The 25,317-nt window shown below is 58.8% G+C and carries 23 protein-coding genes; 13 read left to right on the plus strand and 10 right to left on the minus strand.

What is annotated here, in order from left to right; genetic code table 11:
* The first annotated feature begins 7 nt into the window (after positions 1–7).
* From AC07O1_RS16285 to AC07O1_RS16295, 3 genes are all read left to right on the plus strand, one after another.
* Complete coding sequence (locus AC07O1_RS16285) at positions 8–1,297, plus strand: M18 family aminopeptidase (protein ID WP_494993763.1); 1,290 nt, start codon at positions 8–10, stop codon at positions 1,295–1,297.
* A 135-nt stretch (positions 1,298–1,432) separates the two neighbouring features.
* A complete protein-coding gene (locus tag AC07O1_RS16290; RefSeq protein WP_495089343.1) occupies positions 1,433–1,609 on the plus strand; it encodes a hypothetical protein in 177 nt (58 codons plus the stop codon).
* Positions 1,610–1,687: 78 nt separating this feature from the next.
* The gene (locus AC07O1_RS16295; RefSeq protein WP_495089344.1) at positions 1,688–3,844 is read left to right on the plus strand and encodes a mechanosensitive ion channel family protein; all 2,157 of its coding nucleotides are present in this window, start codon (positions 1,688–1,690) and stop codon (positions 3,842–3,844) included.
* A gap of 394 nt (positions 3,845–4,238) precedes the next feature.
* On the opposite strand, the gene AC07O1_RS16300 is transcribed toward AC07O1_RS16295, so the two are convergent.
* The gene (locus AC07O1_RS16300; RefSeq protein ID WP_494993760.1) at positions 4,239–4,952 is read right to left on the minus strand and encodes a UTRA domain-containing protein; all 714 of its coding nucleotides are present in this window, start codon (positions 4,950–4,952) and stop codon (positions 4,239–4,241) included.
* 361 nt (positions 4,953–5,313) lie between these two features.
* Between AC07O1_RS16300 and AC07O1_RS16305 the strand changes: the two genes are divergently transcribed.
* From AC07O1_RS16305 to AC07O1_RS16330, 6 genes are all read left to right on the plus strand, one after another.
* A complete protein-coding gene (locus tag AC07O1_RS16305) occupies positions 5,314–6,393 on the plus strand; it encodes an ABC transporter substrate-binding protein (protein WP_495089345.1) in 1,080 nt (359 codons plus the stop codon).
* Between the two features lie 79 nt (positions 6,394–6,472).
* Positions 6,473–7,279, plus strand: coding sequence for an alkaline phosphatase family protein (locus AC07O1_RS16310; RefSeq protein ID WP_495089346.1), 807 nt, complete (start codon positions 6,473–6,475; stop codon positions 7,277–7,279).
* Positions 7,276–8,121, plus strand: coding sequence for an ABC transporter permease (locus AC07O1_RS16315; RefSeq protein WP_495089347.1), 846 nt, complete (start codon positions 7,276–7,278; stop codon positions 8,119–8,121). The genes AC07O1_RS16310 and AC07O1_RS16315 overlap by 4 nt, the downstream gene beginning before the upstream one ends.
* A complete protein-coding gene (locus AC07O1_RS16320; RefSeq protein ID WP_494993757.1) occupies positions 8,108–8,908 on the plus strand; it encodes an ABC transporter permease in 801 nt (266 codons plus the stop codon). Before AC07O1_RS16315 ends, AC07O1_RS16320 begins: the two co-directional genes overlap by 14 nt.
* Positions 8,905–9,894 (plus strand): ABC transporter ATP-binding protein, encoded by a 990-nt coding sequence (locus tag AC07O1_RS16325; RefSeq protein WP_495089348.1) that lies wholly within the window; start codon positions 8,905–8,907, stop codon positions 9,892–9,894. Before AC07O1_RS16320 ends, AC07O1_RS16325 begins: the two co-directional genes overlap by 4 nt.
* A gap of 43 nt (positions 9,895–9,937) precedes the next feature.
* Positions 9,938–10,591, plus strand: coding sequence for an HAD family hydrolase (locus AC07O1_RS16330; protein WP_494993755.1), 654 nt, complete (start codon positions 9,938–9,940; stop codon positions 10,589–10,591).
* A gap of 114 nt (positions 10,592–10,705) precedes the next feature.
* On the opposite strand, the gene AC07O1_RS16335 is transcribed toward AC07O1_RS16330, so the two are convergent.
* A complete protein-coding gene (locus AC07O1_RS16335; RefSeq protein ID WP_495089349.1) occupies positions 10,706–11,668 on the minus strand; it encodes a zinc-binding dehydrogenase in 963 nt (320 codons plus the stop codon).
* Between the two features lie 138 nt (positions 11,669–11,806).
* Between AC07O1_RS16335 and AC07O1_RS16340 the strand changes: the two genes are divergently transcribed.
* The gene (locus tag AC07O1_RS16340) at positions 11,807–13,888 is read left to right on the plus strand and encodes a carboxy terminal-processing peptidase (protein ID WP_494993753.1); all 2,082 of its coding nucleotides are present in this window, start codon (positions 11,807–11,809) and stop codon (positions 13,886–13,888) included.
* 121 nt (positions 13,889–14,009) lie between these two features.
* The gene (locus AC07O1_RS16345; protein ID WP_495089350.1) at positions 14,010–15,788 is read left to right on the plus strand and encodes a bifunctional diguanylate cyclase/phosphodiesterase; all 1,779 of its coding nucleotides are present in this window, start codon (positions 14,010–14,012) and stop codon (positions 15,786–15,788) included.
* A gap of 139 nt (positions 15,789–15,927) precedes the next feature.
* Here AC07O1_RS16345 and AC07O1_RS16350 read toward each other — a convergent pair whose 3' ends face one another.
* The 5 genes from AC07O1_RS16350 to bamJ all read right to left on the minus strand — a co-directional run bounded on the left by AC07O1_RS16350 (position 15,928) and on the right by bamJ (position 18,623).
* Complete coding sequence (locus AC07O1_RS16350; RefSeq protein WP_495089351.1) at positions 15,928–16,335, minus strand: SEL1-like repeat protein; 408 nt, start codon at positions 16,333–16,335, stop codon at positions 15,928–15,930.
* Positions 16,336–16,707: a hypothetical protein gene (locus AC07O1_RS16355; RefSeq protein WP_494993750.1), complete on the minus strand. Its 372-nt coding sequence runs from the start codon at positions 16,705–16,707 to the stop codon at positions 16,336–16,338.
* The gene (locus tag AC07O1_RS16360; RefSeq protein WP_495089352.1) at positions 16,704–17,045 is read right to left on the minus strand and encodes a helix-turn-helix domain-containing protein; all 342 of its coding nucleotides are present in this window, start codon (positions 17,043–17,045) and stop codon (positions 16,704–16,706) included. Before AC07O1_RS16360 ends, AC07O1_RS16355 begins: the two co-directional genes overlap by 4 nt.
* 115 nt (positions 17,046–17,160) lie before the next feature.
* Positions 17,161–17,616: a YkvA family protein gene (locus AC07O1_RS16365; protein ID WP_495089353.1), complete on the minus strand. Its 456-nt coding sequence runs from the start codon at positions 17,614–17,616 to the stop codon at positions 17,161–17,163.
* Between the two features lie 293 nt (positions 17,617–17,909).
* Positions 17,910–18,623 (minus strand): BamJ family beta-barrel-assembly machinery protein, encoded by a 714-nt coding sequence (bamJ, locus tag AC07O1_RS16370; protein ID WP_495089354.1) that lies wholly within the window; start codon positions 18,621–18,623, stop codon positions 17,910–17,912.
* 267 nt (positions 18,624–18,890) lie between these two features.
* Here bamJ and AC07O1_RS16375 point away from each other — a divergent pair, with 267 nt between their 5' ends.
* On the plus strand, positions 18,891–20,699 hold the full coding sequence (locus AC07O1_RS16375) for a di-heme-cytochrome C peroxidase (protein WP_495089355.1): 1,809 nt from the start codon (positions 18,891–18,893) through the stop codon (positions 20,697–20,699).
* Positions 20,700–20,727: 28 nt separating this feature from the next.
* Positions 20,728–21,864 (plus strand): catalase family protein, encoded by a 1,137-nt coding sequence (locus AC07O1_RS16380; protein ID WP_495089356.1) that lies wholly within the window; start codon positions 20,728–20,730, stop codon positions 21,862–21,864.
* Between the two features lie 29 nt (positions 21,865–21,893).
* Here the strand turns inward: AC07O1_RS16380 and AC07O1_RS16385 are convergent, their stop codons facing one another.
* Genes AC07O1_RS16385 through AC07O1_RS16395 form a run of 3 tightly spaced genes read right to left on the minus strand, consistent with a single transcriptional unit; the run spans position 21,894 to position 25,314 of the window.
* The gene (locus AC07O1_RS16385) at positions 21,894–22,862 is read right to left on the minus strand and encodes a type II secretion system F family protein (RefSeq protein ID WP_495089357.1); all 969 of its coding nucleotides are present in this window, start codon (positions 22,860–22,862) and stop codon (positions 21,894–21,896) included.
* A 29-nt stretch (positions 22,863–22,891) separates the two neighbouring features.
* Positions 22,892–23,878 carry a type II secretion system F family protein gene (locus tag AC07O1_RS16390; protein ID WP_495089358.1) on the minus strand — a complete coding sequence of 329 codons (987 nt, stop codon included), beginning with the start codon at positions 23,876–23,878 and terminating at the stop codon, positions 22,892–22,894.
* A complete protein-coding gene (locus AC07O1_RS16395) occupies positions 23,875–25,314 on the minus strand; it encodes a TadA family conjugal transfer-associated ATPase (protein WP_495089359.1) in 1,440 nt (479 codons plus the stop codon). Before AC07O1_RS16395 ends, AC07O1_RS16390 begins: the two co-directional genes overlap by 4 nt.
* Positions 25,315–25,317 lie beyond the last annotated feature (3 nt).

The raw sequence follows: 25,317 nt of genomic DNA on the forward strand, positions 1-25,317 counted from the left end.
GTTACTTATGCGCGAAGAGTTGAACCAAGGCCTGATCGACTTTCTCAAGGCCTCCCCTACCCCGTTTCATGCCACCGCCAGTCTCGTTCAGCGTCTGGAAGCGGCAGGTTATCAGCGCCTTGATGAGCGCGAGCCCTGGACCACTGAAACCAATGGTCGCTACTACGTCACCCGCAACGACTCCTCTATCGTCGCCTTCAAGCTCGGCCGACACTCACCGCTGCACGGCGGTATCCGTCTGGTGGGCGCACACACCGACAGCCCGTGCCTGCGGGTCAAACCGCAACCCGAGCTGCAACGCCAGGGCTTCTGGCAACTGGGCGTAGAAGTTTATGGTGGCGCACTACTCGCACCCTGGTTCGACCGCGACCTGTCCCTGGCCGGGCGCGTGACCTTCCGTCGTGACGGCAAGGTCGAGAGTCAGCTGATCGACTTCAAACTACCGATTGCCACCATTCCCAACCTGGCCATCCACCTCAATCGCGAAGCCAACATGGGCTGGGCAATCAATGCCCAAACCGAACTGCCGCCGATCCTCGCGCAGTTTGCCGGCGATGAGCGGGTGGACTTCCGCGCGGTATTGACCGACCAGCTTGCTCGAGAACATGGCCTGAACGCCGACGTGGTGCTCGATTACGAGCTGAGCTTCTACGACACTCAAAGCGCCGCGATCATCGGCCTGCATGGCGATTTCATCGCCGGCGCGCGCCTGGACAACCTGCTGTCGTGCTACGCCGGTCTACAAGCGTTACTCACTGCCGAGACAGACGAAACCTGCGTGCTGGTGTGCAACGATCACGAAGAAGTCGGTTCCTGCTCCGCCTGTGGCGCCGATGGCCCGATGCTTGAGCAAACCTTGCGCCGTCTGTTGCCCGAGGGTGACGAGTTCGTACGGACCATTCAGAAGTCACTGCTGGTCTCGGCCGACAACGCCCACGGCGTGCATCCCAACTACGCCGACAAACACGACGCCAACCACGGCCCGAAACTCAATGCCGGTCCGGTGATCAAGGTCAACAGCAACCAGCGCTACGCCACCAACAGCGAAACCGCAGGCTTCTTCCGCCACCTATGCATGGCCGAAGAAGTGCCGGTACAAAGCTTCGTGGTGCGCAGCGACATGGGCTGCGGCTCGACCATCGGCCCGATCACCGCCAGCCACCTCGGGGTACGCACCGTGGACATCGGCCTGCCGACCTTCGCCATGCACTCGATCCGCGAACTGTGCGGCAGCCACGACCTCGCACACCTGGTGAAAGTACTCAGCGCGTTCTACGCCAGCCGCGATTTGCCATAAGCCTGCATTTTGGGGGGCAATCGGGATCCCTTCCGGGCACCACGATCCCCCTGATTTCGTTTCTGATAGACATCAATCCGGATTGTGCAAAAGCCACCTAGACTTATGCCAATCCCCTCTGACAAGGCTGTCGCCATGTTTTCGATGTCTGCGTTCCACGCCATGCTTATTCCGATCCTGGCAGGCATGATCCTGTTGGCCATCGGTTTCAACTTCCGCGATAAAAACGCCGGCGTCTTCATAATGTGGATCGGCATGTTGCTGATTCTCGCCACCGTGCTTTACAAGATCCTCGCCAAACTCGCCGAATAAATGCGCTCGCTGCGCTCGCATTGATTTTAAGTGACTCGTACACTCGGTCGACCCGCACTTCTCGAGGTTGACTGCCTAGTGTTCGCTCGTCTTTTTGCCCTGCCCTCCTGCTTCCTCATCTGTCTGTTGATGCTGCTTCCCATCGTTCCGGTTCAGGCTGTCGGTCTGCCGAGCCTGCTCCACAGCACGGCGAATCCCCAGCAGCAAGCGCAGGAACCCCTTGGGCAATCGCTGGACGAAGTGATCAAGTCGCTGGAAAACGATCAGCAACGCGCAAAACTGTTGACCGACCTGAAGAAACTCCGCGACACCACCAAAAAGGCCCAGCCCGTTACCGAAGAAGGCGTACTCGGGTTGATCGGCGGCACGCTGGCCAGTTTCGAAAAGCAGTTCTCAGGCGCTGACAGCCCCCTGTCCCGATGGTCAGAAGAGTTCGATCTGGCCAAGGATGAACTGTCCGAACTAATGCTGCCGGCCAGTGAGTGGCTGCCAATCATCTTCGCCTTCGCCTTGATTCTGATGCTCTGGAGCCTCCTGGCGGCCGCGCTGATCTGGCTCAGTCATCGGGTGCGCCTGCGCTTCGGTCTCACTGAAGAGTTGCCGCAACACCCCAAGACCTGGGACATGCTGCGCTTTGCCCTGCGCAAACTCGGCCCGTGGATGATCGCGCTGTTGATCACAGTCTATATGAGCTATTCCCTGCCCTCATCATTAGGCAAAGACCTGGCGATGGTGCTGGCCTACGCACTGGTGGTCGGCACCTGCTTCTCGGCGGTCTGCGTGGTGGCATTTTCCGTGCTCGACGGCCCGCACCGTCATCGCGCCCTGTACATCCTTCGGCATCAGGCCTTTCGCCCGTTGTGGCTGATCGGCAGCTTTGCTGCCTTCGGTGAAGCCCTGAACGACCCGCGCCTGGTGGCCAGCCTCGGCAGCCATCTGGCGCACACCGCCGCGACCTTTGCCAATGTGCTGGCAGCGCTGTCCACCGGGATGTTCATCCTGCGTTTCCGTCGGCCGATCGCACATTTGATCCGCAACCAGCCGTTGTCACGGCGCCTGACCCGTCGCGCCCTGAGCGACACCATCGAAATTCTCGGGACCTTCTGGTACTTGCCCTCGCTGGTGTTGGTGGCAATCTCGCTGTTCGCCACGTTCGTGTCGGCCGGCGATACCAGCACCGCATTGCGTCAATCGCTGATCTGCACGGTGTTGCTGGTGCTGTGCATGGTGATCAACGGGCTGGTACGCCGCCATGCGCTCAAACCCCAGCGCGGGCTCAAACGCCATGCCCTGTATTCGGACCGTCTGAAAAACTTTTTCTATACCCTCGCGCACCTGGTGGTGTGGCTGGCGTTCATTGAACTCGGGCTGCGGGTCTGGGGGATGTCACTGATCCGCTTTACCGAAGGCGAAGGCCACGAAATCAGCGTCAAACTGTTCAGCCTCGGCGGCACGCTGATCTTCGCCTGGCTGATCTGGATTCTCAGCGACACCGCCGTGCATCACGCGCTGACCCGCTCGCGCAAAGGCCAGGCCAATGCCCGCGCGCAAACCATGATGCCGCTGATCCGTAACGTGCTGTTCGTGGCTATTTTCATCATTGCGCTGATCGTCGCCCTGGCGAACATGGGCATGAACGTCACGCCACTGCTGGCCGGTGCCGGTGTGATCGGTCTGGCCATCGGTTTCGGTGCCCAGTCGCTGGTCGCCGACCTGATCACCGGGCTGTTCATCATCATCGAAGACTCGCTGGCCATCGACGACTATGTGGATGTTGGCGGCCACCTGGGTACGGTCGAGGGCCTGACCATCCGCACCGTGCGCCTGCGGGACATCGACGGTATCGTCCACACGATTCCGTTCAGCGAAATCAAAAGCATCAAGAACTACTCGCGGGAGTTCGGCTACGCGATCTTCAGGGTAGCCGTTCCCTACAACATGGAAATCGACGACGCGATCAAACTGATGCGCGAAGTGGGTCAGAAAATGCGCACTGACCCGTTGCAACGCAGGAACATCTGGTCACCGCTGGAAATTCAGGGCGTCGAAAGCTTCGAGTCAGGCAGCGCGATTTTGCGGGCGCGTTTCAAGACCGCACCGATCAAGCAATGGGAAGTATCCCGAGCGTTCAACCTGTCGCTCAAGCGACATCTGGATGAAGCGGGGCTGGATCTGGCGACACCGCGCATGAGTGTGCAGGTGGTGACGCCGGGGGGTGGGATGGAGAAGGAGTGAGGCTCCGTAGCTTTTGCTTTTGCTTTTGATCTACCCGCCCCTTCGGCAGGCCGAGCGAAGGTGTTCATCAGGGGACTGGCGCGCAGCGCCCCTCGGCGAAGCCGAGGACATCGCATGGAGGTCGTAGCGAAGCAGACCGGAGGGCGATGCCCACTGATGGGCACCGTAGCGAGGGAACACCGAGCCTTGGCGAGGTGCCGTACGCTCGGGGCAAGCGTTTTTGGTTCCTTTTTAGGCGCTTGTAAAAAGGGACTCGCTGTAAGAGCGAAACCATAAGTCGCCGTTACCGCAGGAACGGATATGTACACCAGCAAGAGCCAGGCCGGCTGTCAGGCCGCCATCGCGAGCAAGCTCGGCTCCTACAAGGGAAGGGATCTGTAGCCGGCGGGGCGCTTTACACCACATCCACCCCGACATGAATCGCATCATGTCGCCAAAACTCCAGATCGCAATCGATCAGCCTTCCGTGCTGATCATAATTGACCCGGGCAATCCGCAGCCCGGGACTGCCCACCGAAACCTTCAACGCCGCCGCCGCATCCACCTGCAACGAAGTCGGAACAATCTCAAAACGCACCCGCCCGTAATGCAAATCGTAATGCCGCGCATAGAGCTCAGTGATCGACTGATTCAGGTCGAAATCAAGAATCTTCGGAAAATACTGCGGATTGAGGTAGTGCTCGACATATAGCACCAGGCGCTCATCGATACGTCGCGCGCGGCAGATCTGAATCACACTCGATAACGCCGGTAACTGCAGCCAGGCACAGACCGCCGCCGACGCCGGTTGCAAACGCGCCGAAATCACTTCGGTGGACGGTACCCGGCCCTGGGCGCTGACCATGGCGTGGAAGTGACTGCGCTGCATCAGGTTGTAGGCCAGGCGTGGCGGTGAGACAAACCAGCCGCGGCGTTCCTCACGGTAAATCTGCCCTTGCGCCTCCAATTGTAACAACGCCTCACGCACGGTGATTCGCGTGGTACCAAACAACTCGCTGAGTTTGCGCTCGGCCGGCAGTTTGACGCCGGGCGGCAACAGACCGTGTTCGATCTGTTCCTGTAAAACCTGCCCAATGGCTGTCACCGCTTTGGTTGCCTCTTCACGCATCAACGTTACCTATCTGGACTAGGCCAGCACTGTTTATGGGCAGAACCGCGCTTCAAATCGGCTCCTTCAACTCTATGCAAGCCTAGGCAATGCACATGACTGCCAGATGACAAAGCCGCCCAACGGTTGATCCAGACACCTGCAATTTAATAGCCAAGTCCTTTCAGATCAGCCTTTTAGCCATGGTCTACGCTTATCTCGCAGCGTCCGTACAAGAGCTTCATAAATGCTTGCAGGCGAGATACCGACATCAAAGTGTCATCCCGCCCGCTTAAATTGGCTCAGGTATTGCTGACCTAGACCAACCAACCCCAAGACTGTAGCTAAAACGCAGCGTTGAAAACGCCCAAAGGAGCTTCGGATGAAACAGCTTTTCCTGGCATCACTGTTAGGCTCGACCATTGCCATGTGCACCTGTGCCATGGCAGCTAATACCGATTTAAAAGCCCTGGAAGCCGCTGCGAAAGCAGAAGGCGCGGTCAATAGCGTTGGCATGCCCGATGACTGGGCCAACTGGAAAGGTACCTGGGAAGACCTGGCCAAAAACTACGGCCTCAAGCACATCGACACCGACATGAGCTCGGCCCAGGAAGTGGCCAAGTTCGCCGCCGAAAAAGACAATGCCAGTGCTGACATCGGCGACGTCGGTGCCGCCTTCGGCCCGATCGCGGTCAAGCAAGGCGTGGTTCAACCGTACAAACCAAGCACCTGGGCGCAGGTTCCGGACTGGGCCAAAGACAAGGACGGCAACTGGGCACTGGCCTACACTGGCACCATCGCGTTTATCGTCAACAAGAAGCTGCTGCACGGTTCTGAAGCCCCCACCAAATGGGCTGACCTGAAGACCGGCAAATACAAGGTTTCCATCGGTGACGTGAGCACCGCCGCTCAAGCCGCCAACGGTGTACTGGCTGCCGCCATCGCCAACGGTGGTGATGAAAAGAACATTCAGCCGGCACTGTTGATGTTCGCCGAAATCGCCAAGCAAGGTCGCCTGTCGCTGGCCAACCCGACGATTTCCACCATGGAAAAAGGTGAAGTCGAAGTCGGTGTGGTCTGGGACTTCAACGGTCTGAGCTATAAAGCCAAGATGGCAAACCCGGATGACTACGTCGTGCTGATCCCCTCCGATGGTTCGGTGAAGTCCGGTTACACCACCATTATCAACAAATACGCCAAGAATCCGAACGCTGCCAAACTGAGCCGCGAGTACATCTTCAGCGACGCTGGCCAAATCAACCTGGCGCGCGGTAATGCTCGCCCGATTCGTGCTGAAACGGGCCTGAAAATACCGGCTGATGTAGAGAAGAACCTGATCCCTGCCGCGCAATACGAAGCAGCCAAGCCTAAACCGATCAAAGACGCCGACGCCTGGGAAAAAACCTCCAAGGCTCTGCCGCAGAAGTGGCAGGAAGAAGTCATCATCAATATGAAGCAGTAAGCGTTGCCTGACGGAAAAACGGGTTCGCCCGTTTTTCCGTTAATGGTGTGTTTACCAACGCTTCTGGAGTAGATGGTTTATGAAGCACAACGTCATCCTTGTGGTGCTCGACGGCCTGAACTACGAGGTCGCGCGGCATGCCATGGGGCATTTGCAGGCCTACGTAAACGCCAGACGTGCGGCACTCTACAAACTCGAGTGCGAACTGCCAGCTCTGTCCCGACCGCTCTACGAATGCATTCTGACCGGCGTAACACCCATCGACAGCGGCATTGTCCATAACAACGTCTCGCGCTTGTCTACCCAGCGCAGCGTGTTCCACTACGCCACCGATGCAGGGCTCAGCACTGCGGCGGCGGCCTATCACTGGGTCAGTGAGCTGTATAACCGTTCGCCATTCAACGTGGCGCGCGATCGCCATACCATCGCTGCGGATCTGCCGATTCAGCACGGACACTTCTACTGGAGTGACCACTACCCCGATTCACACCTGTTCGCCGATGCCGAAAACCTGCGCTTGCGGCATTCGCCGAACTTTCTATTGGTACACCCCATGAACATTGACGACGCCGGGCACAAGCACGGCCTCGATACCCCGCAATACCGCAACAGCGCGCGCTCGGCCGACATCATCCTTGCCGACTACCTGCAAGGCTGGCTCGACGCCGGATATCAAGTGCTGGTAACTGCCGACCATGGCATGAACAACGACCGCTCGCACAACGGCCTGCTCACCGAGGAGCGGGAAGTGCCGCTGTTCGTCCTCGGCGATGCTTTCAGTCTTGATCGCAATGCTGCGCCGAAACAGACCGAGCTCTGCGGCACCATCTGCGAGTTGCTGGGCGTTGCCCACGAAAAACCTGTCTGCCGGGAGCTGTTGAAGTGAATTCAATCACTCGAGGCAAATGGCTGGCGGCGCTCTGCCTGGCTCCTTTCGCCCTGTTCTTTATCGTGTTCCAGATTGCCCCGCTGTGTTGGGTAATGATCCACAGCGTGCAATCGGAGGAGTTCGGTTGGGGCCTGGCCAATTTCAGCAGGATCTTCAATTCGAAGTTCTATTTGCAGGCGATTCAATACAGCCTGGAGATCAGCTTCTGGTCCAGCGTGTTCGGGATCATCATCGCCGTGCTGGGCAGCTATTCGCTGCGCCGGGTCGACTCGCGACTGCGCAACTTCGTCAATGCATTCGCCAATATGACCAGCAACTTTGCCGGCGTCCCGCTGGCTTTCGCCTTCATCATCCTGCTGGGTTTCAACGGCACGTTCACCATCATGCTCAAGCAGGCCGGAATCATTCAGGACTTCAACCTGTACTCCAAGACCGGGCTGATCATTCTTTACACCTACTTCCAGATCCCCCTCGGCGTGCTGCTGCTCTACCCGGCCTTCGATGCCCTGCGCGAAGACTGGCGCGAGTCCGCCGCGCTTCTCGGTGCCAGCGGCTGGCAGTTCTGGCGGCACATCGGCTTGCCGGTGCTGACCCCGGCACTGCTCGGGACCTTCGTCATCCTGCTGGCCAATGCCCTCGGTGCCTACGCCACGGTGTACGCCCTGACCACCGGCAACTTCAACGTGCTGCCGATCCGGATCGCCGCGATGGTCTCCGGCGACATTTCCCTGGACCCGAACATGGCCAGCGCCCTGGCTGTGGTGCTGGTAGCGCTGATGACGCTGGTCACCGTCGTGCACCAGTTACTATTGAAGAGGAGCTACCATGTCACGCGCTGAAACCGGCTCTGTCGTCCTCTACCACCGACTCGTGGTTTATCTGCTGTTTGCGATTCTGCTGCTGCCGCTCGCCGGAACACTGATCTACTCGATCGCCAGCAATTGGTCGGCAACCATTCTTCCCAGTGGATTTACGATCAAATGGTATGTCCAGCTATGGAGCGACCCGCGCTTTCTCAATGCCTTCGGCCAGTCGTTGCTGGTCTGTGTCGGCGCTCTGGTGCTGTCGGTGGTGCTGATTCTGCCGCTGCTGTTCGTGGTGCACTACCACTTCCCCAAGCTCGATGCGCTGATGAACATCCTGATCCTGCTGCCGTTCGCAGTACCGCCAGTGGTGTCCTCGGTGGGGCTGTTGCAGCTCTATGGTTCCGGGCCGTTCGCGATGGTCGGCACGCCCTGGATTCTGGTCGGTTGCTACTTCACCGTAGCACTGCCGTTCATGTACCGGGCGATCACCAACAACCTGCAAGCGATCAACCTGCGCGACCTGATGGACGCTGCCCAACTGCTTGGCGCCAGCACCTGGCAGGCGGCATTCCTGGTGGTGCTGCCAAACCTGCGCAAGGGCTTGATGGTGGCGTTGCTGCTGTCCTTCTCGTTTCTGTTCGGTGAGTTCGTGTTCGCCAACATCCTCGTCGGCACCCGCTATGAAACCCTGCAGGTCTACCTGAACAACATGCGCAACAGCAGCGGCCACTTCACCAGCGCGCTGGTGATTTCCTACTTTTTCTTTGTGCTGGTTCTGACCTGGGTTGCCAATATCTTGAACAAGGACAAAAGCCAATGAGCTTCGTCAGCGTCCAACACCTGAAAAAAAACTACGCCGGCACCACAGTGTTCAGCGACATCAACTGCGAAATCCAAAAGGGTGAATTCGTCACCCTGCTTGGCCCCTCGGGCTGCGGCAAATCCACCCTGCTGCGCTGTATCGCCGGACTGACCTCGGTGGACAGCGGCAAGATTCTCCTTGAGGGCCAGGACCTCGTCCCGCTGAGCCCGCAAAAACGCGGCATTGGCATGGTGTTCCAGAGCTATGCGCTGTTCCCCAACATGACCGTGGAGCAGAACGTCGCGTTCGGCTTGCGGATGCAAAAGGTCAATACCGAGGACAGTCGCAAGCGTGTACTTGAGGTGCTGCAACTGGTGGAGCTGAACGACTTCGCCGCACGCTATCCGCATCAGCTTTCCGGCGGTCAATGCCAACGGGTGGCCCTGGCCCGCTCGCTGGTGACCCGGCCACGCCTGTTGCTGCTGGATGAGCCACTGTCGGCGCTGGATGCACGGATTCGCAAACACCTTCGCGAACAGATCCGTCAGATCCAGCGTGAGCTGGGCCTGACCACCATATTCGTCACCCATGATCAGGAAGAAGCGCTGATCATGTCTGACCGGATCTTCCTGATGAACCAGGGCAAGATCGTCCAGAGCGGTGACGCCGAAACCCTCTACACCGCACCGGTGGACGTATTTGCCGCGGGGTTTATCGGCAACTACAACCTGCTCGATGCCGACAGCGCCAGCAAGTTGCTGCAACGCCCGATTACCGGTCGCATCGCCATTCGTCCGGAAGCCATCGAACTGAGCCTGAACGGTGAGCTCGACGCCCAGATTCGCAGCCACAGCCTGTTGGGCAACGTGATTCGTTACCGCGTCGTAGCTCGTGGCGTGGAATTGGTGGTCGACGTATTGAACCGCTCGGCGGCTGATTTGCATGCCGACGGTCAACGCCTGGCGCTTTCCATCGATCCGACGGCCCTGTGTGAGGTAGCCTGATGCTCTTGATGGGCCTGATTATTTTGAAGAGAGAGCTGCGCTAATGGCTTTGGCAATTTTTGATCTGGACGAAACCCTGATCCATGGCGACTGCGCCACCTTGTGGAGCGAACAGATGGGCCGCCTTGGCTGGGTCGACAGCGAGTCCTTCATGCGTCGCAACAACGAGCTGATGGACGCCTACAGCCACGGCAAACTGAACATGGAAGACTACATGGCCTTCAGCCTGGAGCCGATTGCCGGACGTACTCCGCAAGAAGTTGAGCATTTGGTGGCACCGTGGGTCGAGGACGTAATCGAGCCCATCATTTTCAGCGACGCCTGCAAAGCCATCGCCGCACACCGCAAGGCTGGCGACCGGATCCTGGTGATCTCGGCCTCTGGCACGCACCTGGTCAAACCCATTGCCGAGCGTCTGGGCGTTGACGAAATATTGGGGATCGAGCTGGAAGTGACCCATGGGGTCTATAGCGGCAACACCGTCGGCACCCTGACCTACCGCGAAGGCAAGATCACCCGCTTGCTGGAGTGGCTGGACACCGAAGGCGAAAACCTCGAAGGCGCGAGTTTCTATTCAGACTCACGCAATGACCTGCCGTTGTTGCTGAAAGTCGACTTCCCACATGTGGTCAACCCGGATCCGGTGTTGCAGGAGCACGCCGAGAAAGCCGGATGGCCAATCCATCTCTGGAAGTAACCCCATGATCGTTCCCATGCTCCGCGTGGGAATGCCTCAATGGACGCTCTGCGTCCGCTTTGTGACGCGCAGCGTCACGGGCTGCATTCCCACGCGGAGCGTGGGAACGATCTGTCAGACCAGGCTTTCGTCGATCACCAACACCAACTTGCCCGACACCTTGTTGGTCGCCAGTTCGGCAAACGCGGCTTCAGCATCCGTGATCGCAAAGGTCTTGGCCAGTTGCGGGCTCAACCGCCCTTCGGCGAACAGCGGCCAGACGTGCTGACTCAAATCGCTGAACAGATCAGCCTTGAATTGCTCGTCCCGACTGCGCAGGGTCGAACCCAGTAGCTGCACCCGCTTGGCCAACACCTGTGCCAGGTCCAGCTGCGCTTCACGACCGCCCATCAGGCCGATCAACACCCAGCGGCCATCGCGCGCCAGCAGTTTCACGTTCAGCGCGGCATAGTTGGCCCCCACAGGATCGAGGATGACGTCAAACGGACCGAACTCATTCAAACTTTCCAGACCATCGGTACGGACCACTCCGCCCTGTGCGCCCAAAGCCTCGCAGTAGGCCAGACGATCCGCCGAACCGACACTGACCCAGCACGGGTTGCCAAATGCCTTGCACAGTTGAATAGCCGCCGACCCAACGCCGCTGGCACCCGCGTGCAACAGCACTTTTTCACCGGGCTTGAGCGCTGCCAGCTGAAACAGGTTCAGCCACGCGGTGCTGTAGACCTCGGGCAGTGCGGCCGCTTCAGTCAGCGACAGACCTTGCGGCACAGGCAACACGTGACGGCCATCGACCACCACTTCTTGCGCCATCCCACCACCGGCCAGCAGCGCGCAGACGCGATCACCCACTTGCCAGGACGAACCCGCCCCCACCTCGCTGATCACCCCGGAGCACTCCAGCCCCAGCACTTGACTGGCACCAGGCGGCGCGGGATAGAGTCCTGCGCGCTGTAACAGATCGGCCCTGTTCAAGCCCGCAGCCGCTACTCGAATACGAACTTGCCCTACGTCACACGTCGGACTCGGCTCTTCAACCCATACCACTCGACCTTCAACGCCTTGCAATGCTTTCACAGTGCCTCCATAGTGAGTCTGGACTGAGCCCGTTGCTGTAGCGTCGGGCTTTTTGCATTATGCGACCGGTTCCTGCGGAACCGGCGACTTCAAAGACGGCCTAATATGCGTGATCAATTGTCCCCGCGTCGAATCAGCATGAAGCATTTGTTCCCCAGCACCGCCCTAGCTCTCTTCATTGGTCTCGGCCTTATGCAGCTGTCGACCAATACGTTCGCAGCCAATAGCTGGGACAATCTTCAGCCCGATCGTGACGAGGTGATTGCCAGCCTTAACGTCGTCGAGTTGCTCAAGCGTCACCATTACAGCAAGCCGCCTCTTGATGACGCGCGCTCTGTGATCATCTATGAAAGCTACCTGAAGCTGCTGGATCCGTCGCGCAGTTACTTTCTCGCCAGCGATATTGCCGAATTCGACAAATGGAAAACCCAATTTGACGACTTCCTGAAGAGCGGCGACCTGAATGCCGGGTTCACCATCTACAAGCGTTATCTGGACCGCGTCAAAGCGCGTCTGGACTTCGCCCTGCTTGAACTGAACAAAGGCGTCGACAAATTCGACTTCACCACCAACGAGTCGTTGCTGATCGATCGCAAGGACGCTCCTTGGCTCAAGACCACTGCAGAACTCGACGACCTGTGGCGCAAACGCGTCAAGGATGAAGTGCTGCGCCTGAAAATCGCCGGCAAAGATACCAAGGCTATTCAAGAGCTGCTGACCAAGCGCTACAAGAATCAGCTGGTGCGACTGGATCAAACCCGTCCTGAAGATATCTTCCAGGCATACATCAACACCTTCGCCATGTCCTACGACCCGCACACCAACTATCTGTCGCCAGATAACGCGGAGAACTTCGACATCAACATGAGCCTGTCGCTGGAAGGCATCGGCGCTGTGTTGCAGAGCGACAATGACCAGGTAAAAGTCGTGCGCCTGGTGCCGGCAGGCCCGGCGGACAAAACCAAGCAAGTCGCACCGGCGGACAAGATCGTCGGCGTTGCCCAGGGCGACAAGGAAATGGTCGATGTGGTCGGCTGGCGTCTGGATGAAGTGGTCAAACTGATCCGCGGACCGAAAGGCTCGGTGGTGCGTCTGGAAGTGATTCCGGCCAGCAATGCACCGAATGACCAGACCAGCAAGATTGTCGCTATCACTCGCGAAGCGGTGAAACTGGAAGAGCAGGCGGCGAAAAAGTCGATTCTCAACCTGAAACAGGATGGCAAGGACTACAAGCTCGGGATTATTGAAATTCCGGCCTTCTACCTTGACTTCAAAGCCTTCCGCGCCGGTGACCCGGATTACAAGAGCACCACCCGCGACGTGAAGAAACTGCTGACCGAACTGCAAAAAGACAAAGTCGATGGCGTGGTCATCGACCTGCGTAACAACGGCGGCGGCTCGTTGCAGGAGGCCACCGAGCTGACCAGTCTGTTCATCGACAAAGGTCCGACCGTGCTGGTGCGTAATGCCGATGGCCGGGTCGACGTACTTGAAGATGAAAACCCTGGCGCGTTCTACAAAGGCCCGATGGCCTTGCTGGTCAACCGTCTCTCGGCTTCCGCCTCGGAGATTTTTGCCGGCGCCATGCAGGACTACCACCGCGCGCTGATCATCGGCGGCCAGACCTTCGGTAAAGGCACCGTGCAGACTATCCAGCCGCTCAATCATGGCGAGCTGAAACTGACGCTGGCCAAGTTCTACCGGGTTTCCGGGCAGAGCACCCAGCATCAGGGCGTGCTGCCGGATGTCGACTTCCCGTCGATCATCGACACCAAGGAAATCGGCGAAAGCGCCCTGCCTGAAGCCATGCCGTGGGACACCATTCGTCCGGCGATCAAACCGGCGCTCGATCCGTTCAAACCGTATCTGACGCAGTTGAAATCCGAGCATAACGCACGCTCGGCCAAGGACGCGGAATTCGTGTTCATCCGCGACAAACTGGCCCTGGCCCAGAAGCTGATGACAGAGAAAACCGTCAGCCTCAACGAAGCCGAGCGCCGCGCGCAGCACGCTGATATCGAAGCCAAGCAGCTTGCAATGGAAAATATCCGTCGCAAGGCCAAGGGTGAAGAGCAGCTCAAAGAGCTGAAGAAAGAAGACGAAGAAGCAATCGCGGCCGAGCCGGACAAGACCAAACCGGAAGACGATGCCTACCTGAGCGAAACCGGGCGGATTCTGCTGGATTACTTGAAGCTCAACACTGCGGTAGCGAAACACTGACAATGATGGCAATTTAATCTAGACGTTCCGCGGATCGTCATCAAATAGTCATCATTCTGTCGTGAAATACAGGACTGGGCGCCCACGGCGCCCAGTCCTTTTTTTATCGACAGAGAACGCCATGACCACGACCGAACAGCTGAGCGCCTTGAGTTCAATCCTGGCTCAAAGCGGTTTACACAGTCTGTTCCAGCCGATCATTTCCCTCTCTGAAAGACGTATCCTGGGCTACGAAGCCCTCAGTCGCGGCCCCTCCAACAGCCCATTGCACTCTCCCATCGCATTGTTTGCCGTAGCCCGTCAGGCCGGTCGCCTCAGTGAACTGGAAATGGCTTGCCGTCACAGCGCCTGTCGACGTTTCAACGAACAGAAGCTGCCGGGCAAACTGTTCCTCAACGTCTCGCCGGAATCCCTGCTGGAGGCGGCTCACCAGCCAGGCCGTACACTGCAATTGCTGCAAGACTTCGGGATTGAGCCGAGTCAGGTAGTCATCGAACTCACCGAACAAACCCCTACCGACGACTTCCAACTGCTGCAAAATGCGCTGCATCACTATCGGGCCATGGGCTTTTCGATTGCCCTGGACGATCTCGGCGCGGGGTATTCAAGCTTGCGGTTGTGGTCCGAGCTGCGCCCGGACTACGTGAAGATCGACCGACACTTCATCGACGGTATTCATCTGGACGCCCTCAAGCGCGAGTTCGTGGGCTCAATCCTGCAAATCGCTAAAGCCTCCCGGGCACAAGTCATCGCTGAAGGTATCGAACTGCCGGAAGAACTCGCGGTGCTGACCGAAATGGGCGTCGACCTGGTCCAGGGCTACCTGCTCTGCCGTCCGCAGGAGCATCCGCCGAAGGATGCGCGAGTAATGATGCCCAAACGCGACAGCACTGCTGTGGCCCTGAACGACGAAGGCCGCGACCTCAGCGCCCTGCTCAACGAACAACCGGCAGTGGCTCGGCAGACCCCTACCGCGACAGTTCTGGAAGCCTTCCGTCGCCAGGCCAACCTCAACTCCCTGGCAGTGCTGGATGATCAAGGACACCCCTGCGGGATCGTCCACCGCCATTCGCTGTCGGATTCGCTGCTCAAACCCTTTGCCACCGACCTGTTCGCGCGCAAGCCCATCAGCCGGCTGATGAGTGAAGACTTCCTCGCGGTCGAACTGAGCCAGTCACTGCAACAGGTCAGCCGCCTGATTACCAGCCGCGCCCGACAACGGATCGAAGAAGACTTCATCATCACCCTGAACGGCATCTACCTGGGCCTGGGGCGGGTGATCGACGTCCTCAAACTGATTACCGAGCTGAAGATCCAGCAAGCCCGCTACGCCAATCCATTGACCCTCTTGCCGGGCAACGTGCCGATCCAGCAGTGCCTCACACGGTTGCTGCAACAGGCCCGCGAATCGGTGATCTGCTATGTGGACATCGACAGTTTCAAACCCTTCAACGATATCTACGGTTACGGCCGGGGGGATGAAGTCCTGCTGTGTCTGGCGCAATGTCTGAATGATCGAGTGGACCCGGGCCGCGACTTCGTCGGGCATATCGGCGGTGACGATTTTCTGCTGGTGTTAGGCCCGGAAGACTGGCGTAAACGTCTCAACCAGCTACTGGACGACTTCCACAGTCAGTGCCGGCGCTTCTATAGCAATGAGCACCTGGAAGCCGGCTGCTTTATCGCGCCCAATCGCCAGGGCGTACGCCAGGAATTCCCGCTGCTGTCGCTGTCCATCGGCGTCGTGCATTTATATCCACAGGCCTGTGGACAACTCGACTCCAGCCAACTGGCAGAACTGGCTTCGCAAGCCAAGCATCACGCCAAGAATGTGCAGGGTCACAGCATTCATGTGATCGACAGCCTGGAGATTGGGTTGCCGGTGGTGGAGGGGTTTTAAATTATCTCGCGAGCGCAGTCAGTTAAGGAAATGAGGTCTCTATGTAGGAGCCGAGCTTGCTCGCGATGGGCGTTAACGATAACGCGTGTTTTCTGAATAAACGCGTCGTCCTTGAGTCCATCGCGAGCAAGCTCGGCTCCTACAGGGAACCACCGCTTGATTCCAACTGCTTGAGCTTGATCTCCGCCAGCGGATGCCCGGCCTTCGCCGCCATTGTCCACCAACGGGCCGCCTCAGCCGCATCAGGAGCTTTACCGGGTGTTCCCGCCAGGCTGATCACCCCCACTTGATAGGCCGCCTTGGCGTCCCCCGCCAGCGCCGCCAGGCGCAGCAAGCGCACACCTTCTTCGCGGGCGCCGAGGCCTTGGCCACGGAAGGTCAGGATATGGCCGTAGAAGCTCTGAGCACCGACATCACCCAGGTTTGCCATGCGCGCGAACTGACCTTCGAGCCAGTGCCAGCCACGGGGCTGACGCACGAACCACGGCCAATGAAACAGCAGACGCGCCAACCAGTAGCTGGCTCGCGCCTTAAGTCGCCAGAACACTCAGGCCTCCGCCGATTCGGGATACTCGTATTCGAAAACCCGCACTACTTCGGACGCATGCCAGGAAGCCGCAGCAACACCATCGGACGGACCGGAGAAACGTCCAAGGCGCTCGACACACTCGAAGAAGCCGGTACGAGGCAAACGGCTTGCACCTTGGCTGATCACCAGCGAACTGCGCAATGGCTGCTCCGCTCGGGCATCCAGCGCTGCCAGATGCTCCAGGGCCGCGGTCAGGGTTTGCATGGCCGGGCTGGGTAACTGCAAACGCTCAAGCAAAGCCCGGTAAGTCAGTAGATGACGCTGGCGGCGGGCGTGATCGAGCTCGCTCAGCAACCCGTCCCAATGTTGTCGACTAATGCGTACGCTCACGTCTCGTCCCTCCAGCCTGGCACCGTCAACTCCCAGGCCAGGCTGCGGCGAATCGCGGCGTCCGGCAGACGCTCACCGCTTTCAATCAAGGCCAGATAAGACGGGCTGATTCCTACTGTGCGGGCTAACGCCTCAATGGCGATGCCCTTCCCTTCGCGCAAACTGCGGAGTTGATCCAGGCCAGGAAGAATCTGGTCTGGTGGTGCCGCGTTATGGATTGTGGCTTCTCGCGGCGGTTGCTCGGTGACACCAGCAGCTTTTAACAAAGCCTGATACTGAGCCCACGGCAGAACCGCATACTCGGGCTCGCCATCGCGTGCAATTATCTGAATATCCATTACTACCCCGTAGGACAACAACACTTAGCGAGTCAGCACTTTTCCCTAGAAGTGTAATCCTAACAGCCGCCAAGGTCGCGAGGAGGTATCAATCTGTGGATGACCCTGAATCGGCTCAGTTTTTTTTCGGGCCCTGCAATTGGAGTTGTTCCAGCGTATCCGGCAATCGCTCGACCACCGCCAGCTTTTCCGGCAACTGCCGTAAGCGCCAGGCACGGAAGGCACTCAACTCGTCGTCGAGGGTTTTCATCACCCAAGCCAATACCGCAATGTCATCGAGCATGCCAAACACTGGAATGAAATCCGGGATGGCATCGAGTGGACTGAGGAAATACATCAGGCCCGCCACAATTATCAGAATCGATTTGTGACTGATGGCCCGGTACTCCCCACGCCAATAAGCCAGACACAACGCCTGTAACAATCGCAGATCATCTTTGAGTTTGCCCAGGCGGTTGCCTTGGCTCGCTCCTTTGCTCGCCACGGCGAAGAGCAATGTCGGCAAACGTCCTCGGCTAAGCAACCGTCCTGCCATGGGCAAGAAGCGCGCGAAATTCCAGGGTGCTTTCATCATCCCTCCCACTGAAATGTTATCCACACAAATTGTGGATAACCTTGTGAACAGAGCCGCTTTAAACGCTTGAAAGCCCCGCTTTATAAGGCCTGAGCTCAGATCGGGCGTTTTTTACTCACATAAAAAAACCCATTATTTCATTGACTTGGCAACCCGTCTGGGTCTAACACCAGCAACTTCAATGGTATGACTCTACCCGGCGGCGTCCGTTCGCTTACTTTGCCCTCCAGCAATCGCCAGATGCAACAACGCCCCGTATAGACGGGGCGTTGTTTTTTATCAGACGCTAATTACTTGGTAGCGTCTTGTTTTGCCTGATCCTTGATCGCCAGCAGTTCCAGGTCGAACACCAGCACCGAGTTGGCTGGAATCGCCGGGCTTGGGCTTTGCGCGCCGTAAGCCAGTTCGCTAGGGATGTACAGCTTGTACTTCTCGCCAACGTGCATCAGTTGCAGGCCTTCGACCCAACCCGGGATCACACCGCTCACTGGCAGGTCGATCGGGCTGCCGCGCTCGACGGAGCTGTCGAAAACGGTGCCGTTGGTCAGCTTGCCGGTGTAGTGAACCGTCACTACGTCAGTCGACTTGGGCTGAGGGCCATCGGCTTTCTTGACCACTTCGTATTGCAGACCCGAGGCGGTGGTGGTTACACCTGCTTTCTTGGAGTTGTCTTCGAGGAATTTCTTGCCAGCGGCTGCCGACTCTTCACTCATTTTGGCCATACGCTCTTCAGCGCGCTTTTGCAGCGCAGCGAAGGCTTCGACCAGTTCATCATCCTTCAACTTCTGCTCTTTCTTGCCGACGGCATCTTCGATGCCCTGGGCTACTGCTTTGGAATCCAGATCATCCATGCCTTCTTGGGCAAGGCTTTTGCCCATGTTCAGGCCGATACCGTAGGAAGCTTTTTGCGCCGGGGTTTTCAGCTCAACGCTGGTCTGCGAGTCACAACCCGCGAGTACCAGGCTAACCAGGGCCACCGCCGCCGCCAACCGATGCTGTTTCATGCTATTTCCTTGTTCATGCGCCTAAAGGGCAATCGAGTAAAGCCGCGAGCTTATCAGGCCGCCACGACCAATGGCTACCGGCATGAGAGCAGGAAACTTCCGATAAGTTCACGTCCTTGAAACGCATTTTGCAGCGGCAGTCGAATTTGACTGTCGGCGCAAACTCACAATCGGAAAAGACGTTTCTCACTGCATCAGGCGTAATGGCCACTTGCCGCATAAGCTGAGCTAGGGCATAAGGGTTATAAATTGACAAGGATGTTTATTTTGCGCCTCATTTCCCGCGTATTTCTGCTCATTATCGCTCTGCTCGGTCTCGGCCTGATCATCGTCCTGTATTACGTCGTCAACCCGAAACTGCCCGGCTACGTGCCTGCCAAACAGGTGCATTACCTGCAACAGTGGAGCACCGCCGACCGCCAGACCTATTACTTCACGCCCCAAGGCACCCAGGTTAAAGGACTGCGTTATGACTGGTTCGGCGCGCTCGAGTTACCGTTCTCCGAACAGCGCTTTGCGGCCCCTGAGTACCTTGCCCGCTTCGGTTTTCTCGTCGACCCGGATCAGAAAGCCACCCCGGGTAATCCCGGCAATCTGCCCGTCGGCTTCGCTCGCCATCAAAATCCTGGCAGCAAAGATGAGTTTCTGGATATTACCTGCGCCGCCTGCCACACCGGCGAGCTGCGTTACAACGGCCAGGCCGTGCGGATCGACGGTGGTTCGGCCCAGCATGTTCTGCCGTCCAGCGTTCCCACTTTGCGTGGCGGAAGCTTCGGCCAGGCTCTGGTGGCCAGCCTCGCCGCTACCTACTACAACCCATGGAAATTCGAACGCTTCGCACGCAATGTCCTCGGCCAGGACTACGAGGCGCAATACCAGCCACTGCGCAAAGAATTCAAAACGTCCCTGGATACCTTCTTGCATGTTGCCTGGAACGACACTCATCGCGGCCTCTACCCCACCGAAGAAGGCCCCGGCCGCACCGATGCATTCGGGCGCATCGCCAACGCCAGCTTTGGCGACGCCATTTCTGCAGACAACTACCGAGTGGCCAACGCACCGGTGGACTATCCACAGCTGTGGGAGATGTGGACCTTCGACTGGGTGCAGTGGAACGGTTCGGCTCAGCAGCCAATGGCACGCAACATCGGCGAAGCCCTTGGGGTCGGAGCCACACTGAATTTCTTCGATACCGCAGGCCAGCCTCTCAAAGGTGACGCTCGTTACCCTACAAGTGTGCGTGTGCGCGACCTGCACCTGATCGAAGAAACCCTGCAACGGCTCAAGCCGCCAGCCTGGCCCGAAGAATTATTGGGCAGCATCGACAAACCTTTGGCCGCCAAAGGCCGGGCCCTGTTCACTGAAAATTGCGCCGGCTGCCACGTACCGTCCGTGATTCAAAGCAATGGTCGCCCCTTGCAAACATTGAAAATGCTGCCGGTTGGAGTGATTGGCACCGATCCCGGCGCCGCCAATAACATTGCCGACCACCGCTTTGATCTGACGGCCCTGCAATGGGATCCGGCGGAGTTGGCGGACCTGGACGTCAAACTGCATCCAACCCCCTCCGAGCCTCTGGACTTGAGCAAAATCTCGGTGGCCAAAGGGCTGGCCTACGTCACCGCTTTCGTTGAGAAACGGGCTTATCGCGACGCGAATGTGACGCCGGCAGAGCGCCCGACCCTGGATGGGCTCGGCCTGCCGATCGGGGTTCGTGAGTTACGTGCTTACAAGGCCCGACCGCTGGCCGGTGTCTGGGCCACTGCGCCGTTCCTGCACAACGGTTCGGTCCCGAGCATTTACCAACTGCTCTCACCGCAGGACGAACGCGCGGCCACTTTCTACAAAGGCACCTTCGAGTACGACCCACGCCATTTGGGTTATCGCACCGAAGCCTTTACCAACGCCTTCGTGTTCGACACGCGGATCACCGGTAATCACAACAGCGGTCACGAATTCCGTGCCGGCAAGCATGGTAACGGGGTGATTGGCCGCCTGTTGCAACCCGAAGAACGCTGGGCCTTGCTGGAGTATTTAAAAGTGCTGGGCGGCCCGTTGGAGTCGCAACTGCCATGATTATCGCCGCCGTAAAAAGGACTTTCGCATGTTGATCACTCTCTGGCTGCGCATCGGTGCCCTGCTGGGCAAAACCCTTCTGTTGCTGCTGGGTCTGGGCCTGTTCATCTGGGCGCTGGCCACAGCCTGGTTCGCCTGGCACTACAGCGGCCCGGTTTCGGCCGAAGAACAGATCCCGCCGGGCGAAGCCGCCATGACCCAGGACATCATTCAGACCGCCGTGCGCATCGTTGACCAGCACCGTGAAAACACGCGCTATCTGCGTGACGCCCATGCCAAGGCTCACGGTTGTGTCAAAGCCCAGGTTCAGGTGTTGGCTGACTTGTCGCCAGAACTGCGTCAGGGTGTATTCGCCGAGGCCGGCAAGACCTGGCAAGCGACAATGCGCCTGTCCAATGGCAATGCTTACCCGCAGTTCGACAGCATTCGGGACGCCCGCGGCATGGCGATCAAACTGCTGGATGTTCCGGGTACGCAGCTATTGAAAGAACAACAGAGCCGTGGCGAACAGGATTTTGTGATGTTCAGTCATCCGAACTTTTTTGTCAGTGACGTCGCCGAGTACCGTCAGAACGTCGCCGCGCAGGCCGATGGAAAGGCTGTCAGGGCGTTCTTCCCGAACCGGGACCCGCGTAGCTGGCAGGTTCGTCATCTGTTTATCGCTCTGGCCACGCTGGCTCCGGCGCCTGCAAGCCCGGCCCAGACCACCTATTTCTCGGTGTCGCCGTACAAGTTCGGCACGGCCAATGCCAAGTTCCGTGTCGCCCCGGATCCCGAAAGTTGCCCGATCTACAACCTGCCGACTCAAAATCAGGCGCTGCCTAACTTCCTGCGCAACGCACTGAACCAGCAGTTGTCGACCGATCGTGTCCCGGCGTGCTTCGTTTTGCAGATTCAGCGCCAGGATCCGGCCAAATACATGCCCATCGAAGATACCAGCATTGAATGGCGTGAAATCGACGCCCCTTTCGAGACCGTAGCGCGCATCAAGATCCCGGCTCAGGACTTCGACACCCCGGCACTGAACCTGCAATGCGACAACCAGTCGTTCAATCCCTGGTTCGGCCTGGAAGCCCATCGGCCGATTGGCGGTATCAATCGTTTACGCAAGGCGGTGTACGAAGCCGTCAGCGATTACCGGCACACTCGCAATGCCGGGCAGTAAGCCGGAAACGAAGCCTGCTTCTACGCATGTCATACCTTCCCGAAGATTTTCAGCACCCCAATGATTGCAGGACCGATGGCCACCAGGAAAAAGCTCGGCCATAGACAGAAAATCAGTGGGAACATCAGCTTGGTGGCTATTTTCGCTGCCGTCTCTTCGGCAAGCTGGGTGCGCCGGTCGCGAAACTCTTCGGCATAAATACGCAGGGTGGAGCCGACACTGGTGCCGAAGCGGATGCTCTGCGCCAGCAAGCTGACCAGCCCACGAATGTCCTCAAGGCCCGTGCGTTCGGCCAGGTGTTTGAGCGCTTCGGTACTGGGAATGCCGGCACGGATTTCCGCATTGACCAGCGCCAGTTCCAGGGCCAGTTCGGGCTGACTGACCGACATTTCGTCGGCCACCCGCTCAATGGCCTGGGGCAAGGCCAGGCCTGACTCCACGCAGACCACCATCAGGTCCAGGGCATCGGGGAAGGCCCGGAGCAGCCGAGTCATCCGTGCCTGCTTGCGCTTGTTGACATAGATTGCCGGCGCCAACCAGCCCACACAGAGTGCCGAAGCTAGCAGCACCATGCCAATGGTCAGGGATAGCTTCGGGATAAACGGCAAAGCCAGAAGCGTAAGGCCCAGCAGTATCAATGGCGACAGCAGGCGAATCGCCCAGTACATGTGTACTGCCGCAGGCGAGCGATAACCCGCGTGTATCAGCAACGTCCGAGTGGGCGAGACCTGCCCCCGTTCACCGGAGGCAAAGCGCTGACCCACCTGCTCCAGCAGCAATTGCAGGTTGCTCGGCGCATTCTGCCCGAGGCTCTCCCCGCCATGACCCCGTTTGATCAGCGCAAGACGGCGCTGCACCGGATCCTGCAACCCCAACGCCAGCAATACCAGGGTCGCCGCAGCGAACACCACGCACAGGCCGACAGCCGCAACGAACAAGAGACGTGCCAGCTGTTCGTTGCCCACCACACGATTGAGCAGACTTAGCAGATAGTCCATGACCAACACCTCTCTACGATTGCTGGCGCTTAAACCTGAATCCGGATGATTTTACGTATCCAGAAAATTCCGATCAGCATGGCAACAAAAGCCCCCATGACCAGCTTCTGGCCCAAGGGCTCCCTGATGAGCAAGGGCAAATAGTTTGGGCTCGAGATCACAATCGCCGCCGCCAATACAAAGGGCACAGACACCAATATCCAGCCCGACATGCGTCCCTCGGCCGAGAGGGTCTTGACCTTGCGCTGAAAACGGAAGCGTCCACGAATCAGGCTGCTCAAACGATCCAGCACCTCAGTCAGGTTGCCACCCGTCTCGCGGTGGATCAGCACCGAGGTCACCAGCATCATCACCGTCATGCTCGGCATGCGTTCCAGAAGACCGAGCATGGCCCGGCGCACATCATTGCCATAGTTGATATCGGCGAAGGTCAGGCCGAACTCAACAGCCACCGGCCCCTGATGCTCCTCGGCTACCAGTTGCAGGGTCTCGTTGAACGGGTGCCCGGCACGCAATGCCCGGCACATGGCGTCCAGTGCATCCGGCAGCCCCTCCTCGAACAGAGCGAAGCGCTTGTTGCGCTCGTAGGAAATCTTCAGCACCGGCAGCCAGAACACTGCCATGGCCGCCGGAACAGCCGCCCACCAGAGGTGCGTGAGCAACCAAAGCCCAAGCCCCGTCGCCGTCGCCAGGACCAGCCCGAGTAAAAGCACCCGATAGGCACGGTAGTCATGCCCGGCTTGCTCGATCATCTGCGCCAGGGCCTCCATAGCCGGTAACTGCTCCAGGCGGGCCTCCAGCGGCGACAGGCGCCGCAGGTATTTCTGCCGCAGCACCGTCTGCATATTCGGCAGGTTGCTGGCCCGTTCCAGCAGCTCAAGGCGACCGCGGATACGTTTACGCACCTGGCCGGCCTCTCCGAACACCGGCACCACCAGCCCCTGGCTGAGGAGGAACATAGCGGTGAACACCATGCCGAGGAACGCCAGGATGTATTCACCAGGGATCTGACTCATGACTGCGCCTCCATCCATTCCGGCCGGAACAGGCTGAGCGGCAGCTCGATACCACGCTTGGCCAGTACATCGCGAAAGGCCGGCACCATGCCGGTGGGGCGGAATTCGCCCAGTACCTCACCGTGTTCGCCCATGCCTGAGCGGACGAAAGAGAAGATCTCGGTCATGGTGATCATTTCACCCTCCATGCCGTTGATCTCCTGCACGCTGACCAGCCGTCGCTTGCCATCTTCCTGACGTTCCAGCTGTATCACCACGCCGATGGCCGAGGCGATTTGCTGGCGCATGGCCTTGATCGGAAAGGTCGCACCGGTCATCGACACCATGTTCTCGATCCGCCCCAGGGCATCGCGCGCGGTATTGGCGTGGATCGTGGTCAGCGAGCCGTCGTGGCCGGTGTTCATCGCCGTCAGCATATCCAGCGCCTCAGCGCCGCGAACCTCACCGATCACGATGCGGTCCGGGCGCATACGCAGACTGTTGCGCACCAGTTCGCGCTGGCTCACCTCGCCACGGCCTTCGATATTCGACGGGCGGGTTTCCAGGCGCACCACATGGGGTTGCTGCAGTTGCAACTCGGCCGAGTCTTCGATGGTAACGATCCGCTCGTTATGCGGGATGAAGCTGGACAGCACATTGAGCATGGTGGTCTTGCCACTGCCGGTGCCGCCGGATACCAGCACGTTCAACCGCCCACGGACGATGGCCTTGAGCATCAGCGCGATGGCCGGAGTCAGGGTGCCCATCTGCACCAGACTCTCGGTATTGAGCAAATCCACCGCGAAACGGCGGATCGACATGCTCGGCCCGTCGATGGCCAAGGGCGGGATAATGGCGTTGACCCGCGAGCCGTCCTTCAGACGTGCGTCCACCAGCGGCGAGGATTCATCAATGCGTCGCCCCAGGCTGGAAACGATACGGTCGATGATATTCAGCAGATGCTGATCGTCACGAAAGTGCACATCGGTTCTCTGCAGTTTGCCGAAGCGCTCGACATACACCGAGGCATGCCCGTTGACCAGGATGTCGGACACACTGTGGTCGGCCAGCAGCGGCTCCAGTGGCCCGAGGCCAAGCACCTCGTCGGTGATCTGCTTGATGATCAGCTGGCGGCTGGTGGCACTCACCGGTGCCGAATACTCATCCAGCAAGCGCAGGCTGATCTCGCGGATCTGCCGCCCGGCCTCGGCCGGTTCCAGAGAATCGAGCAATGACAGGTCCATGACCTTGAGCAACTGCTGGTAGATCTTCTCCCGCCACTCGATCTCCATCGGATTGAGTTTGGTTCTGGTCTCGTAGAGGACGTCCGGCACGCTGGCCTCCCAGGCCATTAGCTCGCTGACGCAGTCCTCGCCGTCGATGGGTGCTTCCTGCCCGTCTGCCGGAACATTTTTGCCGGACTGCTGACGCAGGCGATTACGAAATTCGCTAAGCATGGC

This window comes from Pseudomonas sp. GW821-FHT07G10, assembly GCF_059418545.1.

Coding starts and splice junctions, on each gene's coding strand:
- AC07O1_RS16320 (WP_494993757.1), top strand. CDS start 8,108: ATGTCACGCGCTGAAACCGGCTCTGTCGTCCTCTACCACCGACTCGTG.
- AC07O1_RS16395 (WP_495089359.1), bottom strand. CDS start 25,314: ATGCTTAGCGAATTTCGTAATCGCCTGCGTCAGCAGTCCGGCAAAAAT.
- AC07O1_RS16305 (WP_495089345.1), top strand. CDS start 5,314: ATGAAACAGCTTTTCCTGGCATCACTGTTAGGCTCGACCATTGCCATG.
- AC07O1_RS16340 (WP_494993753.1), top strand. CDS start 11,807: ATGAAGCATTTGTTCCCCAGCACCGCCCTAGCTCTCTTCATTGGTCTC.
- AC07O1_RS16325 (WP_495089348.1), top strand. CDS start 8,905: ATGAGCTTCGTCAGCGTCCAACACCTGAAAAAAAACTACGCCGGCACC.
- AC07O1_RS16330 (WP_494993755.1), top strand. CDS start 9,938: ATGGCTTTGGCAATTTTTGATCTGGACGAAACCCTGATCCATGGCGAC.
- AC07O1_RS16300 (WP_494993760.1), bottom strand. CDS start 4,952: ATGCGTGAAGAGGCAACCAAAGCGGTGACAGCCATTGGGCAGGTTTTA.
- bamJ (WP_495089354.1), bottom strand. CDS start 18,623: ATGAAACAGCATCGGTTGGCGGCGGCGGTGGCCCTGGTTAGCCTGGTA.
- AC07O1_RS16310 (WP_495089346.1), top strand. CDS start 6,473: ATGAAGCACAACGTCATCCTTGTGGTGCTCGACGGCCTGAACTACGAG.
- AC07O1_RS16290 (WP_495089343.1), top strand. CDS start 1,433: ATGTTTTCGATGTCTGCGTTCCACGCCATGCTTATTCCGATCCTGGCA.
- AC07O1_RS16390 (WP_495089358.1), bottom strand. CDS start 23,878: ATGAGTCAGATCCCTGGTGAATACATCCTGGCGTTCCTCGGCATGGTG.
- AC07O1_RS16385 (WP_495089357.1), bottom strand. CDS start 22,862: ATGGACTATCTGCTAAGTCTGCTCAATCGTGTGGTGGGCAACGAACAG.
- AC07O1_RS16345 (WP_495089350.1), top strand. CDS start 14,010: ATGACCACGACCGAACAGCTGAGCGCCTTGAGTTCAATCCTGGCTCAA.
- AC07O1_RS16285 (WP_494993763.1), top strand. CDS start 8: ATGCGCGAAGAGTTGAACCAAGGCCTGATCGACTTTCTCAAGGCCTCC.
- AC07O1_RS16365 (WP_495089353.1), bottom strand. CDS start 17,616: ATGAAAGCACCCTGGAATTTCGCGCGCTTCTTGCCCATGGCAGGACGG.
- AC07O1_RS16360 (WP_495089352.1), bottom strand. CDS start 17,045: ATGGATATTCAGATAATTGCACGCGATGGCGAGCCCGAGTATGCGGTT.
- AC07O1_RS16380 (WP_495089356.1), top strand. CDS start 20,728: ATGTTGATCACTCTCTGGCTGCGCATCGGTGCCCTGCTGGGCAAAACC.